Source organism: Streptomyces sp. 351MFTsu5.1 (assembly GCF_000383655.1).
GTDB lineage: Bacteria > Actinomycetota > Actinomycetes > Streptomycetales > Streptomycetaceae > Streptomyces > Streptomyces griseorubiginosus.
Genome location: NZ_KB911794.1, coordinates 1 through 21404 on the forward strand (window position 1 = coordinate 1; position 21404 = coordinate 21404).

At 71.6% G+C, this 21404-nt stretch carries 14 protein-coding genes; 5 read left to right on the top strand and 9 right to left on the bottom strand.

The genetic code is table 11. The features are described 5' to 3' along the window. Together H295_RS0133890 and H295_RS0133895 are read right to left on the bottom strand one after the other, a co-directional pair. Positions 1–1191 (bottom strand): maltotransferase domain-containing protein (locus H295_RS0133890; protein WP_020139800.1); only part of this gene is annotated, 1191 nt, incomplete at its 3' end. A 216-nt stretch (positions 1192–1407) separates the two neighbouring features. Beyond that, on the bottom strand, positions 1408–2610 hold the full coding sequence (locus H295_RS0133895) for a S8 family peptidase (RefSeq protein WP_028809999.1): 1203 nt from the start codon (positions 2608–2610) through the stop codon (positions 1408–1410). A gap of 297 nt (positions 2611–2907) precedes the next feature. Here H295_RS0133895 and H295_RS0133900 point away from each other — a divergent pair, with 297 nt between their 5' ends. Continuing rightward, positions 2908–5526 (top strand): glycosyltransferase family 1 protein, encoded by a 2619-nt coding sequence (locus tag H295_RS0133900; protein ID WP_020139802.1) that lies wholly within the window; start codon positions 2908–2910, stop codon positions 5524–5526. Between the two features lie 24 nt (positions 5527–5550). On the opposite strand, the gene H295_RS0133905 is transcribed toward H295_RS0133900, so the two are convergent. The 7 genes from H295_RS0133905 to H295_RS0133935 form a co-directional block, all read right to left on the bottom strand. Then, positions 5551–6060, bottom strand: a complete 510-nt coding sequence (locus H295_RS0133905; protein ID WP_020139803.1) for a DUF1990 domain-containing protein — start codon at positions 6058–6060, stop codon at positions 5551–5553. A 77-nt stretch (positions 6061–6137) separates the two neighbouring features. Then, complete coding sequence (locus tag H295_RS0133910) at positions 6138–7802, bottom strand: M4 family metallopeptidase (protein ID WP_020139804.1); 1665 nt, start codon at positions 7800–7802, stop codon at positions 6138–6140. Between the two features lie 285 nt (positions 7803–8087). Then, positions 8088–10142: a M4 family metallopeptidase gene (locus H295_RS0133915; RefSeq protein WP_020139805.1), complete on the bottom strand. Its 2055-nt coding sequence runs from the start codon at positions 10140–10142 to the stop codon at positions 8088–8090. 271 nt (positions 10143–10413) lie between these two features. After that, entirely contained in the window at positions 10414–12183 is a 1770-nt protein-coding gene (locus H295_RS0133920) for an ABC transporter ATP-binding protein (protein WP_020139806.1), read from the bottom strand. Further along, positions 12180–13922, bottom strand: coding sequence for an ABC transporter transmembrane domain-containing protein (locus tag H295_RS0133925; RefSeq protein WP_020139807.1), 1743 nt, complete (start codon positions 13920–13922; stop codon positions 12180–12182). Before H295_RS0133925 ends, H295_RS0133920 begins: the two co-directional genes overlap by 4 nt. A 28-nt stretch (positions 13923–13950) precedes the next feature. Then, complete coding sequence (locus H295_RS0133930; protein WP_020139808.1) at positions 13951–15816, bottom strand: ABC transporter ATP-binding protein; 1866 nt, start codon at positions 15814–15816, stop codon at positions 13951–13953. Continuing rightward, a complete protein-coding gene (locus H295_RS0133935) occupies positions 15813–17621 on the bottom strand; it encodes an ABC transporter ATP-binding protein (protein ID WP_020139809.1) in 1809 nt (602 codons plus the stop codon). Before H295_RS0133935 ends, H295_RS0133930 begins: the two co-directional genes overlap by 4 nt. 206 nt (positions 17622–17827) lie before the next feature. Between H295_RS0133935 and H295_RS0133940 the strand changes: the two genes are divergently transcribed. Genes H295_RS0133940 through H295_RS0133955 form a run of 4 tightly spaced genes read left to right on the top strand, consistent with a single transcriptional unit; the run spans position 17828 to position 21392 of the window. Next, the gene (locus tag H295_RS0133940; RefSeq protein WP_020139810.1) at positions 17828–18757 is read left to right on the top strand and encodes an ABC transporter ATP-binding protein; all 930 of its coding nucleotides are present in this window, start codon (positions 17828–17830) and stop codon (positions 18755–18757) included. Beyond that, entirely contained in the window at positions 18754–19488 is a 735-nt protein-coding gene (locus H295_RS0133945; protein ID WP_020139811.1) for an ABC transporter permease, read from the top strand. The genes H295_RS0133940 and H295_RS0133945 overlap by 4 nt, the downstream gene beginning before the upstream one ends. A 25-nt stretch (positions 19489–19513) precedes the next feature. Continuing rightward, positions 19514–20764, top strand: coding sequence for a sensor histidine kinase (locus H295_RS0133950; protein ID WP_020139812.1), 1251 nt, complete (start codon positions 19514–19516; stop codon positions 20762–20764). Beyond that, on the top strand, positions 20754–21392 hold the full coding sequence (locus tag H295_RS0133955) for a response regulator (protein WP_020139813.1): 639 nt from the start codon (positions 20754–20756) through the stop codon (positions 21390–21392). The genes H295_RS0133950 and H295_RS0133955 overlap by 11 nt, the downstream gene beginning before the upstream one ends. Positions 21393–21404: the final 12 nt, after the last annotated feature.

The following is a 21404-nucleotide window of genomic DNA, read 5'->3' on the forward strand; positions in this document are numbered from 1 at the left end:
CAGACCCTCCATGTCGGCGTCGAAGGCGATCGGGTAGATGTCCTGGTACTTCTTCGGCGGGTTCTCCGCATAGGCGATGGTGCCGTCGGGACGGTGGTGGAACCACTCCGGGTGCTTCTGCACCCAGGGGTGGTCGGGGGAGCACTGGAGAGCGAAGTCCAGCGCGATCTCCAGACCGTGCGAGGCGGCTTCCCGCACGAACCAGTCGAAGTCCTCGATCGTGCCCAGATCCGGGTGCACGGCGTCGTGGCCGCCCTCCGGCGAGCCGATCGCCCACGGCACCCCCACATCCTCGGGGCCCGCGGACAGGGTGTTGTTGCGGCCCTTGCGGAATGTCGTGCCGATCGGGTGGATCGGCGGCAGATACACCACGTCGAAGCCCATCGCCGCGATCGCCGGCAACCGCCGCGCCGCACTGCGGAACCTCCCGTGCGGCCGCTCCGCAGTGCCCTCCGAGCGGGGGAAGAACTCGTACCACGAGCCGAACAACGCCCGCTCCCGCTCCACCAGCAGCGGCAACGACTCCGACGCCGTGATCAACTCCCGCAGCGGATACCGGGCGAGGATCGCGTCCACCTCCGGTGTCAGGGCGGCGGCGAGGCGGGCGGCGGCCGGCCGGGTGTCGTCCCGCAGGGCCCGGACGGCCGCGAGGAGCACACCGCCCCGCCCGTCGTCGGGGACTCCGGCGGCGGCCCGCTCGTGGAGCCGGGCGCCCTCCTCCAGGACCAGCTCGGTGTCGATGCCGGCCGGGATCTTGATCTGGGCGTGGTGCCGCCAGGTGCTGACGGGGTCGCTCCAGCCCTCGACGGTGAAGCTCCACAGGCCGGGTGCGTCGGCGGCGACGGGGGCGCCCCAGCGGTCGGTCCCCGGGGCCAGCTCGCGCATCGGGGCCCATGGCCCGACGCGCCCTTCCGGGTCTTTCAGTACGACATTGGCGGCGACCGCGTCATGACCTTCGCGGAACACGGTGGCCGAGATCTCGAACGTCTCTCCGACGACCGCCTTGGCGGGCCGGCGGCCGCGCTGGACGACCGGCCGGACGTCGAGGACGGGGATGCGCCCGACGGCCGGAGTCCGGTCCGCTGCCGCGGAGGATCGCTCCGGGGGCGGTGGTCCGGTGTCGAGGGTGCGCGGGGTGGGGGCTTCGGTGCTGGTCGTCGGGGGTGCCGACGAGTGGTGCGTGGCGGGCATGACCGCTCCTGTCCGCGTCAACTTCGGGTGGGCGGATGGATGTGGGGAGGGGGTCCTGCGGGGCGTCTCAGCGAACCTACCTGAGCCGTGTACCGGAGGAGCCTTCCCACCCTATTCGGGTGGGCAATCCGGCCCTTTGTTAACTACTCACTCGTATCTCTCCAGACAAGACCGGTCCCGTTCTGGCCGAACGGGACCGGTCGGTGGACGCTTCCGCTAAGAACCCGGAACCTGGAGAAGCTTGTCCGGCGAACCGGCCCCACGACCGGACACCTTCCCGGTGACGGCCGTCTTCATCAGGGCTTTACCGACTTGTGCCGGAGTGGCCCTCGGGTGGTCGGCCAGATACAGCGCGGCGGCGCCGGCCGCGAACGGGGTCGCCATCGACGTCCCCGACCACGTCGCCCTCGCGGTGTCGCTCGTGAAGCCCGCCGAAGTGATCGACACGCCGGGTGCGAACAGGTCCACGGCGGAACCGTAGTTCGAGAAGGCCGCCCGGCGGTCCTTGCTGTCGGTCGCGCCGACCGTGATCGCCTGCGGTACGTCGGCCGGTGAGTAGAGCCCGGCGGGCAGCCCGTCGTTGCCCGCCGCGACCGTGTAGGTCACCCCGGAGGCGATGGAGTTGCGGACCGCGACGTCCAGTTGCGCGTTGTAGCGGCCGCCGAGGCTGAGGTTGGCGACCGCCGGCTTCCGCGCGTTCCGCGTCACCCAGTCGATACCCGCGATGACCTGTGCCGTCGTACCCGAACCGGTGTCGTCGAGGACGCGGACGGCGACCACCCCGGCCCGTTTCGCCACGCCGTACCGGGCGCCGGCGACCGTGGCCGCCACATGGGTGCCGTGCCCGTTCCCGTCCCCCGCCGACCGGTCGTCCCCCACGAAGTCCCAGCCGTAGTGCGCCCGGCCCCCGAAGTCCTGGTGGGAGATCCGGATGCCGGTGTCGATCACGTACACCGTCGTCCCGGCGCCCCCGGACGCCGGCCAGGCGTAGGACCCGTCGAGCGGCAGCGCCGGCTGGTCGACACGGTCCAGCCCCCAGGACGGCGGCCTCTTCTGGGTCCCCTCCAGCGTCACCCGGGTGTCCTGCACGACCGAGGCGACCCGGGGATCCGCGGCGAGCTCCCGGGCCTGTCTCTCGTCGGCGCGGACGGCGTAGCCGTTCAGGACCGTGCCGTAGGTATGGCTGATTCTCGCCCCGTACTTCTCGGCGAGGCCCTTTCCGGTCGCCGAGGGTGCCTCGGTACCTCCCTTGAGTGTCACCAGGTAACTCCCGGTGACGGAACCGGGCTCTCCGGCGCCGAGTATCCGTCCCTGTGGTGCGGCCTGCGCGGGCAGGGTGATGGCCGAAAGCGCGGCGGCACAGCCCACCGCGGTCAATCCCCCCAGCCGGCGCAGACGCCGATGTCGCGTCCGTGCCATGGCCTGACGTCCCCTCCTCGGATCGGCGTACCGAAGCCCGCTGTCCGCGGAGTGCACCGGCGCCGGCCGGTACGCCAGGGGAAGCCTCTCGTGCGGTGTGAAGTACCACAAGAACGCCTGAGGGGGTGGAATCGGCCATATCCGCCATGGGGTGAGGTGAGGAGGTTGCGGCGATTTTCGGACTGTTCGATCCGGAACGGCGCCGTGGTGACGAGACCCTCCGCACGGATACGGTCAGGGGTGACGACGGGACCCACACCGCTGTGTGTCCCCCTCCGCACGCCTGACGAGGTGGCAATGAAGGCTATCCGTCGCTTCACCGTCCGACCCGTCCTGCCCGAACCCCTCCGGCCGCTCAGCGATCTGGCGCGCAATCTGCGCTGGTCCTGGCACACGGAGACCCGTGACCTCTTCCAGTCCGTCGATCCGGAGCACTGGGCCGCGTCGGGCGGTGATCCCGTACGGCTGCTCGGCAGCGTGCGCCCCGCCCGGCTCGCCGAGCTCGCCGAGGACCGCCGGTTCCTGCGCCGGCTCACCGCGGTCGCCGACGACCTCCACGACTACGTCTCCGGCGAGCGCTGGTACCAGGCCCATCCGGGTGAACTACCGGCCGCCGTCGCCTACTTCTCGCCCGAGTTCGGCATCACGGCCGCGCTGCCGCAGTACTCCGGCGGACTCGGCATCCTGGCCGGCGACCATCTCAAGGCCGCCAGCGACCTCGGCGTACCGCTGATCGGTGTCGGTCTGCTGTACCGCCACGGCTACTTCCGCCAGACCCTGTCCCGGGACGGCTGGCAGCAGGAGCACTACCCGGTCCTGGACCCCAACGAGCTGCCGGTGGCGCTCCTGAAGGAGGCCGACGGCACCCCGGCCCGGGTGTCGCTGGCCCTGCCCGGCGGCACCCAGCTGCACGCCCGGATCTGGCTCGCCCAGGTCGGCAGGGTGCCGCTGCTGATGCTGGACTCCGACGTCGAGGAGAACGGCCTCGGCGAACGCGGGGTGACCGACCGGTTGTACGGCGGCGGCAGCGAGCACCGCCTGCTCCAGGAGATGCTCCTCGGCATAGGGGGAGTGCGGGCCGTACGGACGTACTGCCGGCTGACCGGCCACGCCGACCCCGAGGTCTTCCACACCAACGAGGGCCACGCCGGCTTCCTCGGTCTGGAGCGGATCGCCGAACTCTGCGACCAGGGGCTGGACTTCGACGCGGGTCTGGAGGCCGTCCGCGCCGGGACCGTGTTCACCACGCACACCCCCGTCCCGGCCGGCATCGACCGCTTCGACCGTGAGCTGGTCGCCCGGCACTTCGGGCCCGACGCCGAGCTGCCCCGCCTGGACGTGGGCCGCATCCTGGCGCTGGGCATGGAGACCTACCCGGGCGGGGAACCCAACCTCTTCAACATGGCCGTGATGGGCCTCAGGCTCGCCCAGCGCGCCAACGGCGTCTCGCTGCTGCACGGCCAGGTCAGCCGGGAGATGTTCTCCGGACTCTGGCCGGGATTCGACCCCGAGGAGGTGCCGATCACCTCCGTGACCAACGGGGTGCACGCCCCGACCTGGGTCGCCCCCGAGGTGTTCCGGCTCGGCGCCCGGCAGATCGGCGCCCAGCGCACCGAGGACGCCCTGACCGTCGGCGGCTCGGAACGCTGGGACGCCGTCGGGGACATTCCCGACCAGGACGTCTGGGAGCTGCGCCGGACCCTGCGCGAGCAGCTGGTCACCGAGGTCCGGGAGCGGCTGCGGGCGTCCTGGCGGCAGCGCGGCGCCGGTACCGCCGAGCTGGGCTGGATCGACGGGGTGCTGGACCCCGACGTCCTCACCATCGGATTCGCGCGCCGCGTCCCGTCGTACAAACGGCTGACGCTGATGCTGCGGGACCGCGACCGGCTGATGGAGCTGCTGCTGCACCCCGAACGCCCGATCCAGATCGTGGTGGCCGGCAAGGCGCACCCGGCGGACGACGGCGGGAAGCGGCTGGTCCAGGAGCTGGTGCGGTTCGCCGACGACCCGCGGGTGCGACACCGGATCGTCTTCCTGCCCGACTACGGCATGGCGATGGCGCAGAAGCTCTACCCCGGCTGCGACATCTGGCTGAACAACCCGCTGCGGCCGCTGGAGGCGTGCGGGACGAGCGGGATGAAGGCGGCCCTGAACGGCTGTCTGAACCTGTCCGTCCTGGACGGGTGGTGGGACGAGTGGTTCCAGCCCGACTTCGGCTGGGCGATCCCCACGGCCGACGGCGCCGGCACCGACCCCGACCGCCGTGACGACATAGAGGCCGAAGCCCTCTACGACCTCCTCGAACGGCGGGTGACGCCCCGCTTCTACGAGCGCGGCCAAGGGGGTCTGCCCGACCGCTGGATCGAGATGGTCCGCCAGACCCTGACCCTCCTGGGGCCGAAGGTCCTGGCCGGCCGCATGGTCCGCGAGTACGTGGAGCGGCTCTACGCCCCCGCCGCCCACGCCCACCGCACGATGAACCCCGACCGGGCACGGGAGCTGGCGGAGTGGAAGGCCAGGGTGCGGGCCCAGTGGCACGGGGTGACGGTCGACCACGTGGAGACCACGACGGCGACGACCACCGCCGAACTCGGCACCACGCTCGGCCTGCGGGTCCACGTGGGCCTCGGCGCCCTCGGTCCGGACGACGTGGAGGTCCAGGCGCTCTCCGGCCGCGTGGACGAGGAGGACCGCATCGCGGACGCCACGACGGTCCCCCTGAAGCCGGTGGGCGGCCCGGACCCGGAGGGCCGCTGGGTCTACGAGGGCCCGCTGTCCCTCGACCGCACGGGCCCCTTCGGCTACACGATCCGCATCCTGCCCTCGCACCGACTGCTCGCGTCGGGCGCGGAGCTGGGGGTGGTGGCGGTGCCGTCGGAGGACGGGGTGGAGGGGGCCGGGTTGCTCATGCGGTGAGTGGCGGGGGCGCGGGCCGGCTGTTCAGCCCGCGTCCTCCCCGCCGCACAGCTTGCGCAGGACCGCCCCGCACTTGCGGGCGTAGGCGTGCTGGAGGCCGCGGGTCGCCGGGCCGGCCGCCCGGGAGTACCACTTGGCGGCCCTGCTGAACGCGGACACCGTCAGCCAGACCGTGCCGTCGCCCGTGCGGTCGACGACGAAGGACTCCTCGCCGCATTCGGGATGGCCGGCGAGGGTGCCGTAGGCCCAGCCCGCGCGGCGGTGTTCCTCGACCGTCCAGACCACCCGGCAGGGGGCCTTGATGACGCCCGCCAGGGTGACCGTCACGTCCACGTCGGGGGCCGCCCGGTCGGCCGTGGCGTCTATGCCGACGCCCAGCGCGCGGTGCATCTCCCAGGTCAGGACCGCCTCGGAGGCCTTCCGGAAGACATCGTGGCCCTCGCCTATGCGCGTGCGGACGTGCAGGGGGTGGAAGCCGGGCGGGCAGAAACCGCTCCGCCGGGTCGCGCCGACGTCGTCGTACGTGAAGGACATGGGACCCAAGAGTAGGGCGGTACCCGGAAATGCCTTCGTTCCGGGTACCGCCCGTCATTGCCCTGTGATCACCGGGACTAGCTGACGTTGACCGCCGACCAGGCCGCGGCCACCGCGTTGTACTCGGCGCTGCCGGAGCCGTACAGGGCCGACGCCGCCGAGAGCGTGCCCGTGCGGGCCGCCTTGTAGTTGGTCGTCGACGTGAAGTACGTGGTCAGCGCCTTGTACCAGATCTGCAGCGCCTTGGCCCGGCCGATGCCGGTGACCGTGGAGCCGTTGGACGTGGGCGAGTTGTAGGACACGCCGTTGATCGTCTTCGCGCCGCTGCCCTCGGACAGCAGGTAGAAGAAGTGGTTCGCGACACCGGACGAGTAGTGCACGTCCTTGCTGCCGACGGAGGAGGACCAGGAGTCCGCCGAGCCGCCGTCCTTGCTGGGCTTGTCCATGTAGCGCAGCGGGGTGCCGTCGCCGTTGATGTCGATCTCTTCGCCGATGAGGTAGTCACCGGGGTCGCTGGCGTTGTTGGCGTAGAACTCGACACCCGTGCCGAAGATGTCCGAGGTCGCCTCGTTGAGGCCGCCGGACTCGCCCGAGTAGTTCAGGCCCGCCGTGTTCGAGGTGACGCCGTGGCTCATCTCGTGGCCGGCCACGTCCAGCGAGGTCAGCGGGTTGACGTTGCCCTCGCCGTCGCCGTACGTCATGCAGAAGCAGCTGTCGTCCCAGAACGCGTTGACGTACGCGTTGCCGTAGTGGACGCGGCTGTAGGCGCCGACGCCGTTGTTCTTGATGCCGCTGCGGCCGAAGGTCGCCTTGTAGAAGTCCCAGGTCTCCTGCGCGCCGTAGGTGGCGTCCACGGCGGCGGTCTGGTCGGTGGTGGAGCTGGAGGCCGCGCCGGTGCCCCAGACATTGTCGGCGTCCGTGAACAGGGTGCCCGCGGAGGAGCTGGTGGCGTGCGCCTTGTTGTACGTCTTGTGGCTGCCGCGCGTGGCGTCGGTCAGGTTGTACGTCGAGCCGGACAGCGTGGTCTCCAGGCTGACCGTGCCCGAGTACAGGCTCTTGCCGGTGCCGGTGGCGTTCTCGATGCCCTGGTACTCGTAGAGCTTCTTGCCGGTGGCAGCGTCGGTGATGACGTGCAGCTGGTTCGGGGTGCCGTCGTCCTGGAAGCCGCCGACGATCGTCTCGTAGGCGAGGACGGGGGTGCCGTTGCCGGCCCAGATCACCTTGCGCGCGCCGTCGGCGGCGGTCTTGTCCGAGCCCGCGGCCTTGGCGGCGCTCAGGGCCTGGGTCTCGGCCTTGGCGACGGTGACCTTCGGGGTCAGGGAGGCGACCTTGATGGTGGCCTTCGTCGCCTTGGAGACACCCTCGGTGGCGCCGGACTTCGACTCGTGGACGACGAGGTCGCCGCCGAGGACGGGCAGGCCGTCGTAGGTGCGCTCGTAGCGGGTGTGCACCGTGCCGTCGGCGTCTCTGACGACGTCCTTGACGACCAGCTTCTCCTTGGCGCCGAGACCTATCTTCCGGGCCGTGGTGGTGGCGTCGGCCTGCTGCTCCTTGATGAGGGAGGTGCGCGCGGCCGCGGACAGCTGGACCGGGGCGCCCGCGAGAACCTTGCCGGTGCTCTCCGCCGGGGTCGCGGCGGCGGCACTGCCGGTGGTCAGGCCGGTGCTGAGCAGGGCTCCGGCGGCGACAGCGGTGGCGATGGCAAGGGTGGTGCGCTTGTGACGCGCGTAGAAGGGAGACACACAAGCTCCTTCGTGGGGGAGCCCGGGGGGCGTGGGGTTGCCCACCGGGGTGGTTGTGAAGTTGTGCGGCGGTTGTGAGGAAGCGTGGCATCAAGGCGCGTACATGTCAGGACCCTCAAGTGATGTTGGCCGAAAATCGACGGCTGGATGAATATTGCAGGCATGTAAAGCGAGTTGACCTCGGCAAAGCGCCAACAGACCGTCAGTCATGGGATGGCAAAAAGAGGGCGCCGCCCCGGGGATTCGAACCACCGGGACGGCGCCCTGACTTCGGGGTCGCTGGGCTTACGGGAAGGTCAGCTTCCAACCGTTGATGTAACCGGTGTCCTGGGCCGCGTTGTCCTGGACCCGCAACTGCCACGTCCCGTTGGCGACCTCGGAGGACGCGTTCACCGTGTACGTGGTGTTGAGGTTGTCGGTGCTGCCGCCGGTGCCGTACGCCTTCAGCGTGTACGCCGTGCCGTCGGGGGCGATCAGCTGCACCCGGAGGTCACCGATGTAGGTGTGCACGATGTCGACCGAGACCGCGAGGTTCGAGGGCGCGTTGCCGGTACGCCCCGTCACGGTGATCGGCGAGTTGACCGCCGCCCCGTTGTCCGGAATCGATACGTCGGTGGTGGACTCGAACGAGGTGCCGCCACCGCCACCGCCGGGACGCGAGCCGACCGCCACGCCCGCCCATGCGTTCGCGACCGCCGTGTACTCGGCGCTGGTGGTGCCGTACAGCTCACCGGCCGCCGCGAGGGTGCCGGTGCGGGCCGCCGCGTAGTTCGTCGTCGAGGTGAACTTCGTGGTCAGCGCGCGGAACCAGATCTTCTCCGCCTTGTCCCGGCCGATGCCGGTGACCGGAAGGCCGTCCGACGTCGAGGAGTTGTAGGTGACACCGTTGATGGTCTTGGTGCCACTGCCCTCCGACAGGAGGTAGAAGAAGTGGTTCGCCGGGCCGGACGAGTAGTGGACGTCCACCGACCCGATCCCGGAGTACCAACTGTCCTTGGACGCCCCGTCCTTGCTCGGCTTGTCCATGTACCGCAGCGGCGTGCCGTCGCCGTTGATGTTGATCTTCTCGCCGATGAGGTAGTCACCGACGTCGGAGGAGTTGTTGGCGTAGAACTCGACCGCCGTGCCGAAGATGTCGGAGGTCGCCTCGTTCAGACCGCCGGACTCGCCCGAGTAGTTGAGCCCGGCGGTGTTGGACGTGACGCCGTGGGTCATCTCGTGACCGGCCACGTCGATCGACGTCAGCGGGTGGGTGTTGCCCGACCCGTCGCCGTACGTCATGCAGAAGCAGCTGTCGTCCCAGAACGCGTTGACGTACGCGTTGCCGTAGTGCACCCGGGAGTACGCCCCGACCCCGTCACCGCGGATGCCCGAACGCCCCTGCACGTTCTTGTAGTAGTCCCAGGTGAGCGCGGCACCATAGTGCGCGTCGGCGCCCGCGGTCTCCGTGTTGGACGCGGCTCCGTTGCCCCAGATGTCGTCGGGGCCCGAGAAGAGGGTGCCGGTGCCGGAGGTGCCGCGGTTGAGGTTGTACGTCTTGTGGTTGCCGCGCGCTGTGTCCGTCAGGGTGTAGTTCGACCCGGACTGCGCGGTGCCGAGGGTGACCGTGCCGCTGTACATGGTGTTGCCGGTGCCGGTCTCGATGCCCTGGTACTCGTAGAGCTTGGCGCCGGTCGCCGCGTCCGTGATGACGTGCAGCTCGTTCGGCGTGCCGTCCTCCTGGAGACCGCCCACGACCGTCTCGTACGCCAGGGTCGGGGTGCCGTTGCCGGCCCAGATCACCTTGCGCGGGGCGCGGTCGGTGTCCGCCTTGTCGGCGCCGGCGGCCTTCGCGAGGGTGAGCGCCTGCTTCTCGGCCTTGGCGGCGGGCAGGGCGGCGGTCGTGGTGGCCGGCCTGATGGCCTTGGCGGTCGCCTTGACGACACCCTCGGTCGCGCCGGACTTCGCGGTCTCCACGACGAGATCGCCGCCGAGGACGGGCAGGCCGTCGTAGGTGCGCTCGTAGCGGGTGTGCAGGGTGCCGTTGCCGTCCTTGACGACGTCACGGACGACCAGCTTCTCCTTGGCCCCCAGGCCGAGGTCCTTGGCGGTGTCCGCCCTGGTCGCGTTCGCCTGGCGTATCAGCTCGGCGCGCTGGGCGGGGGTGAGCTTGAGGGACTCGGAACCCGGGATCGCCTTGCTCGCGGCCGACGGGGCCTTCTCCGGGGCCGCGGTGGCGGCGCCCGACTGGACGGCGGCGGCGATCAGGGCCGAGACACCGACGAGGGCCACGGCGGCGGCCTTGCGGTGCAGGGTGCGGGGGGCGTGGGGGGCGCGTCTGTGGGAGGAACTGTCTCTCAACACTGACTCCTTCTGCGCGGCCGCGGGTCACGCGGCCAGGGGAGACCGGACGGTGGGTCGACCGTCCGGGCACAACATGGAGGTACGCAGAACAGTGATGCTGTGGGGTTGCTGTGAAGTTGCCGTGGGAAGAGTGGCAGTGGATTGCGCTGTCTGTCAGGGGCGCGTCAGAAAGTTGGCCGGAAACAGTTCGTTGTCCGGTTGTTCATGTTCGATATGCGGTCACATGGGCAGGGTGTAGCGGCTGAGGGCCAGGGTGTCGCGGCTGAGGTCAGCTGCCGCCCGGCCCTCCGTGCCAGGACCCCCACAGCGCCGCGTACGCCCCGCCCGCCGCCACCAGCTCCTCGTGCGTGCCCAGTTCGGTCAGCAGGCCGTCCTCCATCACCGCCACCCGGTCCGCGTCGTGCGCGGTGTGCAGCCGGTGCGCGATCGCGATGACCGTCCGCCCTTCGAGCACGGCGGCCAGCGCCCGCTCGGTGTGCCGCGCGGTGGTGGGGTCGAGCAACGCGGTCGCCTCGTCCAGGATCAGCGTGTGCGGGTCGGCCAGCACCACCCGGGCCAGGGCCAGTTGCTGCGCCTGCGAGCCGTCCGTGGCATGACCGTCCGTGACGCGACCGTCCGCACCGAGCCCGGTGTCGAGCCCGTCGGGCAGCTCCCGCACCCACCCGTCCGCTCCCACGGCGGCCAGCGCGTCCCACAACTCCTCGTCCCCCGCGCCGGGTTCGGCGATGAGAAGGTTGTCGCGGACCGTGCCCAGGAAGACGTGGTGCTCCTGGGTGACCAGGACGACCTGGCGGCGCAGCTGCTCCGGCCCGAGACCGACGACGGGCACGCCACCGACGGTCACCGAGCCGGACGTGGGCGCGTCGACGCCCGCGAGCAGCCTGCTCAGCGTGGTCTTCCCGGCACCGGAAGGACCGACCACCGCGAGCCGCTCACCGGGGCGCACGGTCAGGTCGACGCCGTGCAGGACCTCGCCGCCGCGGCCGTAGGAGTAGCGCACGCCGGTGACGTCGATGCGGTCGTCGGTGGGGGTGGGGGAGTCCTGGGCGGAGGTCCGCGGTGCTCCGGCGAGGCCCTCCACTCGGGCGAAGGAGGCGCCGCTGGACTGTAGTTGCTCGACCCTCACCAGGATCTGGTCGAGGGGACCGACCAGTTGCTGGAGATACAGGGCGGCGGCGACGACCGACCCCAGGCTCATCACGCCCTGTGCGTGCAGCATGCCGCCGACCAGGAGCACGCCGGCCACGGGCAGGATGTACGCCACCTCGACCACCGGGAAGAACACACTGCGCAGGTAGAGGGTGTACAGACGGGTGCGGCGGGCCGTGTCGAGGGCCTCCCGGCTCGCCCTGACCCGCCGCTCCTCCAGCCGGAGGGCCTCGACCGTGCGGGCCCCGGACGCGGTGGCCGCGAGGATCTCGGCGACCTCCGAGGTGGCTTCGCCCTCGGCCAGATAGCCGTCCCTCGCCCGCCGCAGATACCAGCGCAGCACGAACCAGATGGGCAGCAGACCGAACACGCCGACCGCGCCCAGCAGCGGGTTCAGGAAGAACACCGCGCCGAGCAGGAAGAGGAACTGCACGGCGTTGATGAGCAGTTCGGGGCCCGCGTCGCGGAGAGTCGTTCCCACGGTCGCCACGTCCGCGGTGCCGCGGGCGGTCAGGTCGCCCGTGCCCGCGCGCTCCACGACGTTGGCCGGCAGGGCGAGGGTGCGGTCGACGAACTCCTCGCGGACCCGGGCGAGGGTGCGCTCGCCGAAGCGGTGGCCGACATAGCGGGCCCAGCGGGCGATGAGCAGCTGGACGCTCGCGCACACCACGAGGACGGCCGCGAGCCGGTCCACCGCGGCCACTCCGCTCCCGGCCCGCACCTCGTCGATGATCCGGCCCAGCAGCCAGGGGCCCGCGAGGCCGGTGAGGGCGGCGGCCGCGTTCAGGGCGAGGACGGCGGTGAAGGCGCGGGTGTCCTTGCGGACCAGGCGTACGGAGGCGCCCCGGACGGCGGCCCGGTCGGCGACCGGGAGGTGGGCCCTGCTCACTTCATGACCTCCACGTCTCGTGCGACCAGGGCGCGGTATCCCGGTTCCTGTGTGAGGAGTTGCTGGTGGGTGCCGGACGCCGCGAGCTTGCCGTCGACGAGGTACAGAACGGTGTCGGCGTGGTCCAGGACGAGGGGGGAGGTGGTGGTGACGGCTGTCGTACGGCCTTCCCGGGCGCCCTTGAGACGTTCGGCGACCAGAGCCTCCGTGTGGGCGTCCAGGGCGGAAGTGGGTTCTACGGCAAGGAGGATCTCCGGGTTCGCGAGGAGGGCTCTGGTGAGTCGGATGCGTTGGCGTTGGCCGCCGGAGAGGTTGCGGGCCTGGGCGTCCATCTGTGAGTCGAGGCCGTCGGGGAGGCTTTGCGCGATGTCGTCTGCCACGGCTGCGTGTAGGGCGGCTGCGGCCGAGTGGGGGCTTGTCGCGCCCCGCGGCGGAGCCGCAGATCGATGCAGCCCCGCGCCCCTGTGGGGCGCGATCATCTCGCCCAGAGTTCCAGCGAACAAGTCCGCCTCATGGTCCGCCAGCAGGATCTGCTCCCTGATCTGCGGGAGTCGGATCTCGTCCAGCGGGACTCCGGCCCAGGTCGCCCTCGACGGCGTGTAGCGGGCCAGGCGGTCCAGGACCCTCGCCGAATCCGCCGGGTGTGCCGAGGCCAGGGCCGTCAGGCGGCCCGGGAGGACGGTCACGCCCGACTCCGGGTCGTGCAGGGCCGACGGCTCCGCCGGGGCGTCCCTCGTGCCCTTGTCCTCCAGTGGCTCCAGACGCAGGAAGTCGACGACCCGGCGCGCCGCCACCACCCCCCGGCTCAGCTGGTACCCGCACTCCACCCAGAACGCCACCGGGCCGACCAGCACCGCGACATAGCCGTACACCGCCACCAACTCGCCCACGGTGATGTCCCCCTGGGCGGCCAGGCGGGCCGCGAGCCAGGTGACGACGGCCAGGAACAGGGTGGGCAGGCCCACGCCGAGGGCCTGGACCCAGCTGGTGACCGCGCCGACCCGGTAGCCCTGGGCGCGCAGGTGCTGGGAGTCGCGGTGGAAGGCGTCGGCGACCAGGGACTTGCCGCCGAGGCCGTTGAGCACGCGCAGGCCGCCCGCGAGGTCGGCGATACGGGCCGTGAGGACGCCCTGGCGGTTGCGGTACTCCGTCTCGGCGCCCTGGAGGCGCGACAGGAACGGGCCCACGAGGACGACGATCGCCGGGATGCCGAGGAGGACCACGGCCGCGAGGACCGGGGAGACCGCGACCAGCAGCGCGGCGACCGTGAGGTAGGCGACGCACGCTCCGACGCCCGGGCCGACGACGGTCAGGGCCTGGGCGATCGTCTGCACGTCGCCCACACCGATCGTGACGACCTCCCCGGCCCCGGTCCGGCGCGAGAGCGCGGCCCCGAGACGGACCGCCTGCCCGACCACCACCTTGACCGTGCGGAAGTTGGCGTCCATCCGCACCCGGGTCATCGTGCGGTGCCGCATGATGCTGAGCCACGCGTTGAAGGAACCGACCGCGAACAGCGCGAAGCACCAGCCCGACAGCGCCGGCCAGTCGCCCGGCTCCAGGCCCTCGTCGATCGCCTTCGCCATCAGGTACGGCGTCGCCGCCAGCAGCACCATCCATGTGCTGCCCAGCAGCGCCCCGGCCACCGACCGCCCCGGCTGGCAGCGCACCAGCCACCACAGATACCGCCAGCCGCCCCGGACGTCCGCCGTGCCCGGGTCCTCGTACGCGTCGATCACTGGTCCCCCCGCTCCCGCATGTGGTGGCTCACGCCAGACTGTCCCGCCAGGCCCGGTGCAGATCAGCGAACCGGCCGGTGCCGGCGACGAGTTCGGCCGGTGTGCCGTCCTCGACGATCCGGCCGTGCTCCATCACCAGGACCCGGTCGGCGATCTCCACGGTCGACAGCCGGTGCGCGATCACCACCGCCGTACGGCCCTTCAGGACCGTCGCCATGGCCCGCTGCACCGCCCGCTCGCCGGGGATGTCCAGCGAACTGGTCGCCTCGTCCAGGATCAGCACCGCCGGGTCGGCCAGCAACGCCCGCGCGAACGCCACGAGTTGGCGCTGCCCGGCCGAGATACGGCCACCGCGCTTGCGGACGTCCGTGTCGTAGCCGTCGGGCAGGGCGCTGATGAAGTCATGGGCGCCGATCGCCTTCGCGGCCCGCTCGATCTCCTCGCGGTTCGCGTCGGGCCGGCCGATCGCGATGTTCTCGGCGACCGTGCCGGAGAACAGGAACGCCTCCTGGGTCACCATGACCACCCCGCGCCGCAGTTCGGGCACGGCCAGCTCGCGCAGGTCCACCCCGTCCAGCAGGACGCGGCCCTCGGAGGGGTCGTAGAAACGGGCGAGGAGCTTGGCGAGCGTCGACTTCCCGGCGCCGGTCGAGCCGACCACCGCGACGGTCTGTCCCGCGGGGAGCGTGAGGTCGAAGCGGGGCAGCACCTCGCCGCCGGTGCGGTACGCGAAGGAGACCCCCTCGAAGACGACCTCGCGGCCGGGACGGTCCGCGGACTCCAGCGCGGGGAGCGGCCGGGGGGCCGCCGGCTCCGGCACGGTCGGGGTCTGGGCGAGCAGGCCCGCGATCTTCTCCAGCGAGGCCGCCGCCGACTGGTAGGAGTTCAGGAACATCCCGAGCCGGTCGATCGGGTCGTACAGCCGCCGCAGGTACAGCACCGCGGCCGCCAGCACCCCCAGTTCCAGCGAGCCCTGCGCCACCCGGTAGGCGCCCCACAGCACGATCCCCGCGACGGCCGCGTTGGCGACCACCCGGGACCCGACGACATAGCGGGCCATCTCCAGCAGCGCGTCGCCGTTGACCCGCTCGTGCCGCTTGTTCAGCACGGCGAAGTCGGCGTCGTTGGCGGCCTCGCGGCGGAACGCGCGCACCGGGCGGATGCCGTTCATGGTCTCCACGAACTTCACGATCACGGCGGCGATCGCGGTCGACCGCTTCCCGTACACCCGGCCCGCGCGGCGCTGGTAGACCCGCACCAGCCCGTACAGCGGCACGAAGGAGGCCACCGCGACCGCGCCGAGCCCGAGGTCCAGCCAGAGCAGCAGCGCGGAGATGTACAGGAAGGACAGCACGACGGTGACGAGCTCCTGGAGGCCCTCGTTCAGGAGTTCGCGCAGCGACTCGACGTCCGTCGTCGAGCGGGAGATGAGCCGCCCCGAGGTGTAGCGCTCGTGGAAGTCGATGCTCAGCGCCTGCGCGTGCCGGAAGATCCGGCCGCGAAGGTCGAGCAGGACGTCCTGGTTGACGCGGGCGGAGGCCAGGATGAACGCGTACTGGAGGGCGCCGGAGGCCAGCGCGCACAGCAGATAGCCGACGCCCACCGCGATCAGCGGGCCGTGGTCGTGGTCCCGGAACGCGGGCACGGCCCGGTCGATGGCGTACGCCACGATCAGCGGGCCCGCCTGCACGGCCGCCTGCTGGAGCAGCAGCAGGAGGGTCGTGACGGTGACCCGGGACTTCATCGGGGCGAGCAGCGAGCGCAGCAGGAGGGCGGTCGCGCGCGGGGGAGCGGGCAGCCGGTCCTCGTCGAACGCCGCGTCGGCGCGCTCCTGACCGGGCGGTCGCGGCTCTTCGTCCGCGGTGGTGGGCGCGGACGTGGTGGGGGCCGTCATCGGGCGTCCTCCCCTTCCCCGGAGTCCCCGGACCCGGACATCAGATGGGCGTACTCGGCGTTGCTGCGCAGGAGTTCGTGGTGGCTGCCGACGGCCGTGATGCGGCCCTCCGACAGCAGTGCGACCCGGTCGGCGAGCTGCACGGTGGAGGGGCGGTGGGCGACGATCAGCGCGGTGGTGTCGGCCAGGACGTCCCGCAGGGCGGCCTCCACGGCGGCCTCGGTGTGCACGTCCAGGGCGGACAGCGGGTCGTCCAGGACGAGGAACCTCGGCCTGCCCACGACCGCCCGGGCGAGGGCGATGCGCTGGCGCTGGCCGCCGGAGAGGCTCAGGCCCTGCTCGCCGACCTGGGTGTCGGCGCCCTGCGGGAGGGCGTGCACGAAGTCGGCCTGGGCCACGGAGAGGGCTCGGTCCAGTTCCTGTGCGTCCTGGCCCATGAGGACGTTGTCGGCGACGCTGGTGGAGAAGAGGGTGGGGTCCTCGAAGGCCACGGCCACGAGCGCGCGCAGCGATTCTCTCGGCATGGCGGTGATGTCCTCGCCGTCCAGGGTGATGCGGCCCGAGGTGAGTTCGTGGAGGCGGGGGACGAGGGCGGTGAGGGTCGTCTTGCCGCTGCCCGTTGCCCCTACGAGGGCCATCGATTCGCCGGGGCGGATGTGGAGGTCGATCAGGTCGAGGATGGGCGCGGAGTCCCCGGGGGCGTCGGGGTAGCGGAAACGGACGTTGTGGAACCGGATGCCATCGTTGTCGGCTGCGGGTGCGTGGGGGCTTGTCGCGCCGTTCCCCGCGCCCCTATAGGGCGCGTCTTCCTGCTCCGGTGTTTCGTCCATGGCCTCGAAATAGCGCTCTGTCGCCGTCGCCGCCTCCTGGCTCATCGCCAGCAGGAAGCCGATCGACTCGACGGGCCACCTGAGTGCGAGGGCCGTCGACAGGAACGCCACCAGCGTGCCCGCCGACAACTCCCCGTCCGCCACCTGCACGCAGCCCAGGACCAGCGCCGCCCCGATGGCCACCTCCGGGAGCGTGGTGATGACACCCCAGATCGTGGCCAGCAGCCGCGCCTTGCGCAGTTCGGTTCCCCGGAGCTTCCCCGTCAGGTCGCGAAAGGCCCGCGCCTGCGACCGGTGCCGTCCGAAGCCCTTGATGATGCGGATGCCGAGCACGCTCTCCTCGACGACCGTGGTGAGATCGCCGACCTGGTCCTGCGCGAGCCGTGCCACATGGTGGTACCGCTTCTCGAAGATCACGCAGGTGACCACCACGGGGATCGCGGGCCCCAGGATCACCAGTCCGAGGGTCCAGTCCTGGAGCAGCATGATGATCACGCCGACGAGGATCGTCACGCCGTTGACCAGCAGGAAGGTCAGCGGGAAGGCCAGGAACATGCGCAGGAGCATGAGGTCGGTGGTGGCCCGGGACAGCAACTGGCCGGAGGCCCAGCGGTCGTGGAAGGCCACCGGGAGGCGCTGGAGGCGGCGGTACAGGCCCGCCCGCATCTCCGCCTCGACGTGCGAGAGGGGTCTCGCGACCAGCCACCGCCGCAGACCGAAGAGCAGCGCCTCCGCGAGCCCGAGCAGCAGCAGGTACAGCGCACCCAGCCACACACCCGCCGTGTCCCCGTCGGCGACCGGACCGTCCACCAGCCACTTCAGGACGAGCGGGATCACCAACCCGGTACACGAGGCGAGTATCGCGACGAACGCGGCGGTGAACAGCCGCGCGCGAACCGGCCGGACATAGGGCCACAGGCGCAGCAGGGTCCGCGCGGCCGATCGGTCCTTGGTGGGTGCATGTGTCGTGGACATCAGCTGCGAGCCTACGGACCGGCACTGACAACGCCCACCGAGTTTTGGCCGGACCGGAATCCGCCGATGGACCTACGACCTGCGTGTTCGAGGGGTCGTACAGGAGGCGCCGGGAGGGTCGTAGCCCCGCATCCACCGATCGGTTGATGCCGCTTCGAGCGCGACGGGCGATGTGGCACAAGGCCCCCGCCCGGGACGCTGATGCCATGTCCGTCATCGAAGTCAGTGAACTGCGCAAGTCCTACGGGGGCCGGCCCGTCGTCGACGGTGTCTCGTTCGCCGTCGAGGAGGGCGAGATCTTCGGCATTCTCGGCCCGAACGGCGCCGGCAAGACCACCACCGTCGAGTGCGTCGAGGGGCTGCGGATCCCCGACGGGGGCCGGGTCCGGGTCACCGGGCTCGACCCCGTCGCCGACCACGCGCGCGTGGCCCGCGTCCTCGGCGCCCAGCTCCAGGAGAGCGAACTCCAGGCCAAGCTCACCGTCCGCGAGGCCCTGGAGCTCTACAGCACCTTCTACGACCGTCCCCTCGACTGGCGTCCGCTGGCCGAACGCCTGGGGCTGACCGAGAAGCTCACCACCCGGTTCGGGAAGCTCTCCGGCGGTCAGAAGCAGCGCCTGTTCATCGCGCTCGCCCTGGTCGGCAACCCGCGGATCGTCGTCCTGGACGAGCTGACCACGGGTCTCGACCCGCGGGCCCGCCGTGACACCTGGGAGCTGATCGAGGACGTCCGCGCGAACGGTGTGACCGTGCTGCTCGTCACCCACTTCATGGAGGAGGCACAGCGCCTCTGCGACCGGATCGCCGTGATCGACAAGGGGCGGGTCGCCGCGCTGGACACCCCGGCCGGGCTCATCCGGCGGTCGGCGGGCGGCACGGTCATCAGCTTCACCCCCTCCGCGCCGCTCGACGCGCACGAACTGAACACCCTGCCCGCGCTCGCCTCGGTCGAGGACCGGGACGGCCGGCTCACCCTGTCCGGCACCGACGAGACGGTGAACGCCGTCATCACCCTGCTCGCCCGCCGGCACGTCACCGCCCACCAGCTGCGGGTCCTCGACGCCACCCTCGACGACGCGTTCCTCGACCTCACGAAGACCGACACGACGACCGACACCCAGGAGGCCACGGCATGAACACCGCCGTACTGCGGACCGAGGTCCGACTCTTCCGCCGCGAACCCGGCGCCCTCTTCTGGATCCTGCTGTTCCCCACCCTGCTCCTGGTGATCCTCGGCTCGGTCCCGTCCTTCCGGCACCACGACCCCGACCTCGGCGGCCTCCGCACCATCGACGTGTACGTCCCGGTGGCCGTGCTCCTCGGCATGATCGTCGGCGGCCTCCAGTCGATGCCCCAGACCCTCACCGGCTACCGCGAGCGGGGCATCCTGCGCCGCATGTCCACCACCCCGGTCCGCCCGGCCGCCCTGCTCGTCGCGCAGATGACGGTCTACGGCGGTGCCGCCCTGGCGTCGGGACTGCTGGCCCTCGCGGTCGGGCGGGTCGGCTTCGCCGTACGACTGCCCGAGCAGCCCGCGGGATACCTGCTGGCCCTGGTCCTCGCCGTGCTCGCCGCCCTCGCGCTCGGCGCGGTGGTCTCGGCGCTGTCCCGGACCACGAAGATGGCCGGCGCGATCGGCTCGGCCGTGTTCTTCCCGGCGATGTTCTGCGCGGGTGTGTGGGCGCCGGTGCAGACCATGCCGCACCTGCTGGCCCGGATCGTCGGCTGGACGCCCTTCGGAGCGGCCGCCGAGGCGCTGAACCGGGCCGCGGCAGGACACTGGCCGGGCTGGACCCACCTGGGCGTGCTCGCGATCTGGACGCTGCTGCTGACGGCCGCCGCGTCACGCTGGTTCCGCTGGGAGTGAGGCGGCCGTGCCGGACACTGGGGCCATGACCACCACAGGGCCCTTCGAGCCCCGGGCCTCCTTCGACACCTGGGGGCCCTACGCGTTGCTGGCCGCCGGTGTCGTGGCGGCGGCCGTCTCCGCCCGCCCGGTCGGCATGGGCCCGTCCGCGATGGCCGTCTCCGCGGTCCTGGTCGTCGCGGGCGTGCTCGTCCAGGTGTGGTGGGGGAGGGTGCGGCGGAGCGAGCCCGGCCCGAGCCGGACCGGGGTGTGCCTCTACTTCCTGCGCTGGGCCCTCGGGTTCGTGCTGACCTGGCTCAACCCGTTCTTCGCCTTCTACGCGGTGACCGGCTACTACACCGCAGGCCGGGAGCTGCCCCGCCGGCTGGTGATGCCCGGTCTGTTCCTGACCGCGATCACCATGGCCGGCAGCGAGGTCGGCGGCATGCCGCCCCGCGGAACGCTCCTGTGGGTCGGGTTCTTCCTCGTCCTGGGCCTCAACATGGGCCTGGTCAGCGTGTTCACCCGGTTCGCGTTGCAGGAGCAGGATCGCGCCCGGTTCCAGGCCGAGACCATCGCCGAACTGGAGCGCACCAACACCGCGCTCCAGCAGGCGCTCGACGAGAACGCCGCCCTGCACGCCCAACTCCTCGTCCAGGCAAGGGAGGCCGGGGTCGCCGACGAGCGCCGCCGGCTGGCCGCCGAGATCCACGACACCCTCGCCCAGGGCCTCACCGGGATCATCGCCCAGCTCCAGGTCGTCGCGAACACCTCCGACGAGGGGCAGGCCCGCGAGCATGTGCACCGGGCGATCGACCTCGCCCGGCACAGCCTCGGCGAGGCCCGCCGGTCGGTCCACAACCTCGCCCCGGTCGCGCTGGCCGACGCGGGACTGCCCGAGGCGCTCAAGCAGACGGTCACCGAATGGGGCGAACGCACCGGTGTGCGCGCCGAGTTCACCGTCACCGGCACCGCCGAGCAGCTGCACGACGAGGTCTCCGCGACCCTGCTCAGGATCGCCCAGGAGGCCCTGTCCAACGCGGCCCGGCACGCGCACGCCGGCCGCGTCGGCGTCACCCTGAGCTTCCTGACCGACGAGGTCATCCTCGACATCCGCGACGACGGACGCGGCTTCGACCCGCTCGCCCTGCCCGCCCGCACCCACGCCGGCGGCTTCGGCCTCGACGGCATGCGGGCCCGGGCCGAACGCATCGCCGGTTCGCTCGCCGTCGAGTCCGAACCGGGCAACGGCACCGCGCTGTCGGCTCGCGTACCGTTGGTCCGCCATGACCGCTGACATCTCGCTGCTGATCGTCGACGACCATCCCGTGGTACGGGACGGTCTGCGCGGCATGTTCGCCTCCGCGCCCGGCTTCACCGTGCTCGGCGAGGCCTCCGACGGCGTCGAGGCCGTAGAGCGGGCCGCGGCCCTCGACCCCGACGTGATCCTGATGGACCTGCGGATGCCGGGCGGGGGAGGCGTCGACGCCATCCGGGAGCTGACCCGCAGGGCCGCCCGCGCGAAGATCCTCGTGCTGACGACGTACGACACCGACTCCGACACCCTGCCCGCGATCGAGGCGGGCGCGACCGGCTACCTCCTCAAGGACGCCCCGCGCGACGAACTGTTCACCGCGGTACGGGCGGCCGCGGAGGGCCGTACGGTCCTCTCCCCGGCGGTGGCGTCCCGGCTGGTCTCCGCCGTCCGCTCACCCAGGGCACCCGCGAACGAGCCCCTGTCCGCCCGTGAGCGCGAGGTCCTCACCCTGGTCGCCCGGGGCACCTCCAACCGGGAGATCGCCCGCGAGCTGTTCATCAGCGAGGCGACCGTGAAGACCCATCTCACCCACCTGTACGCCAAGTTGGGCGTCAACGACCGCGCGGCGGCGGTAGCGACGGCGTACCAGCGGGGGATCCTCGGCTAGCCCCCCGCCCCG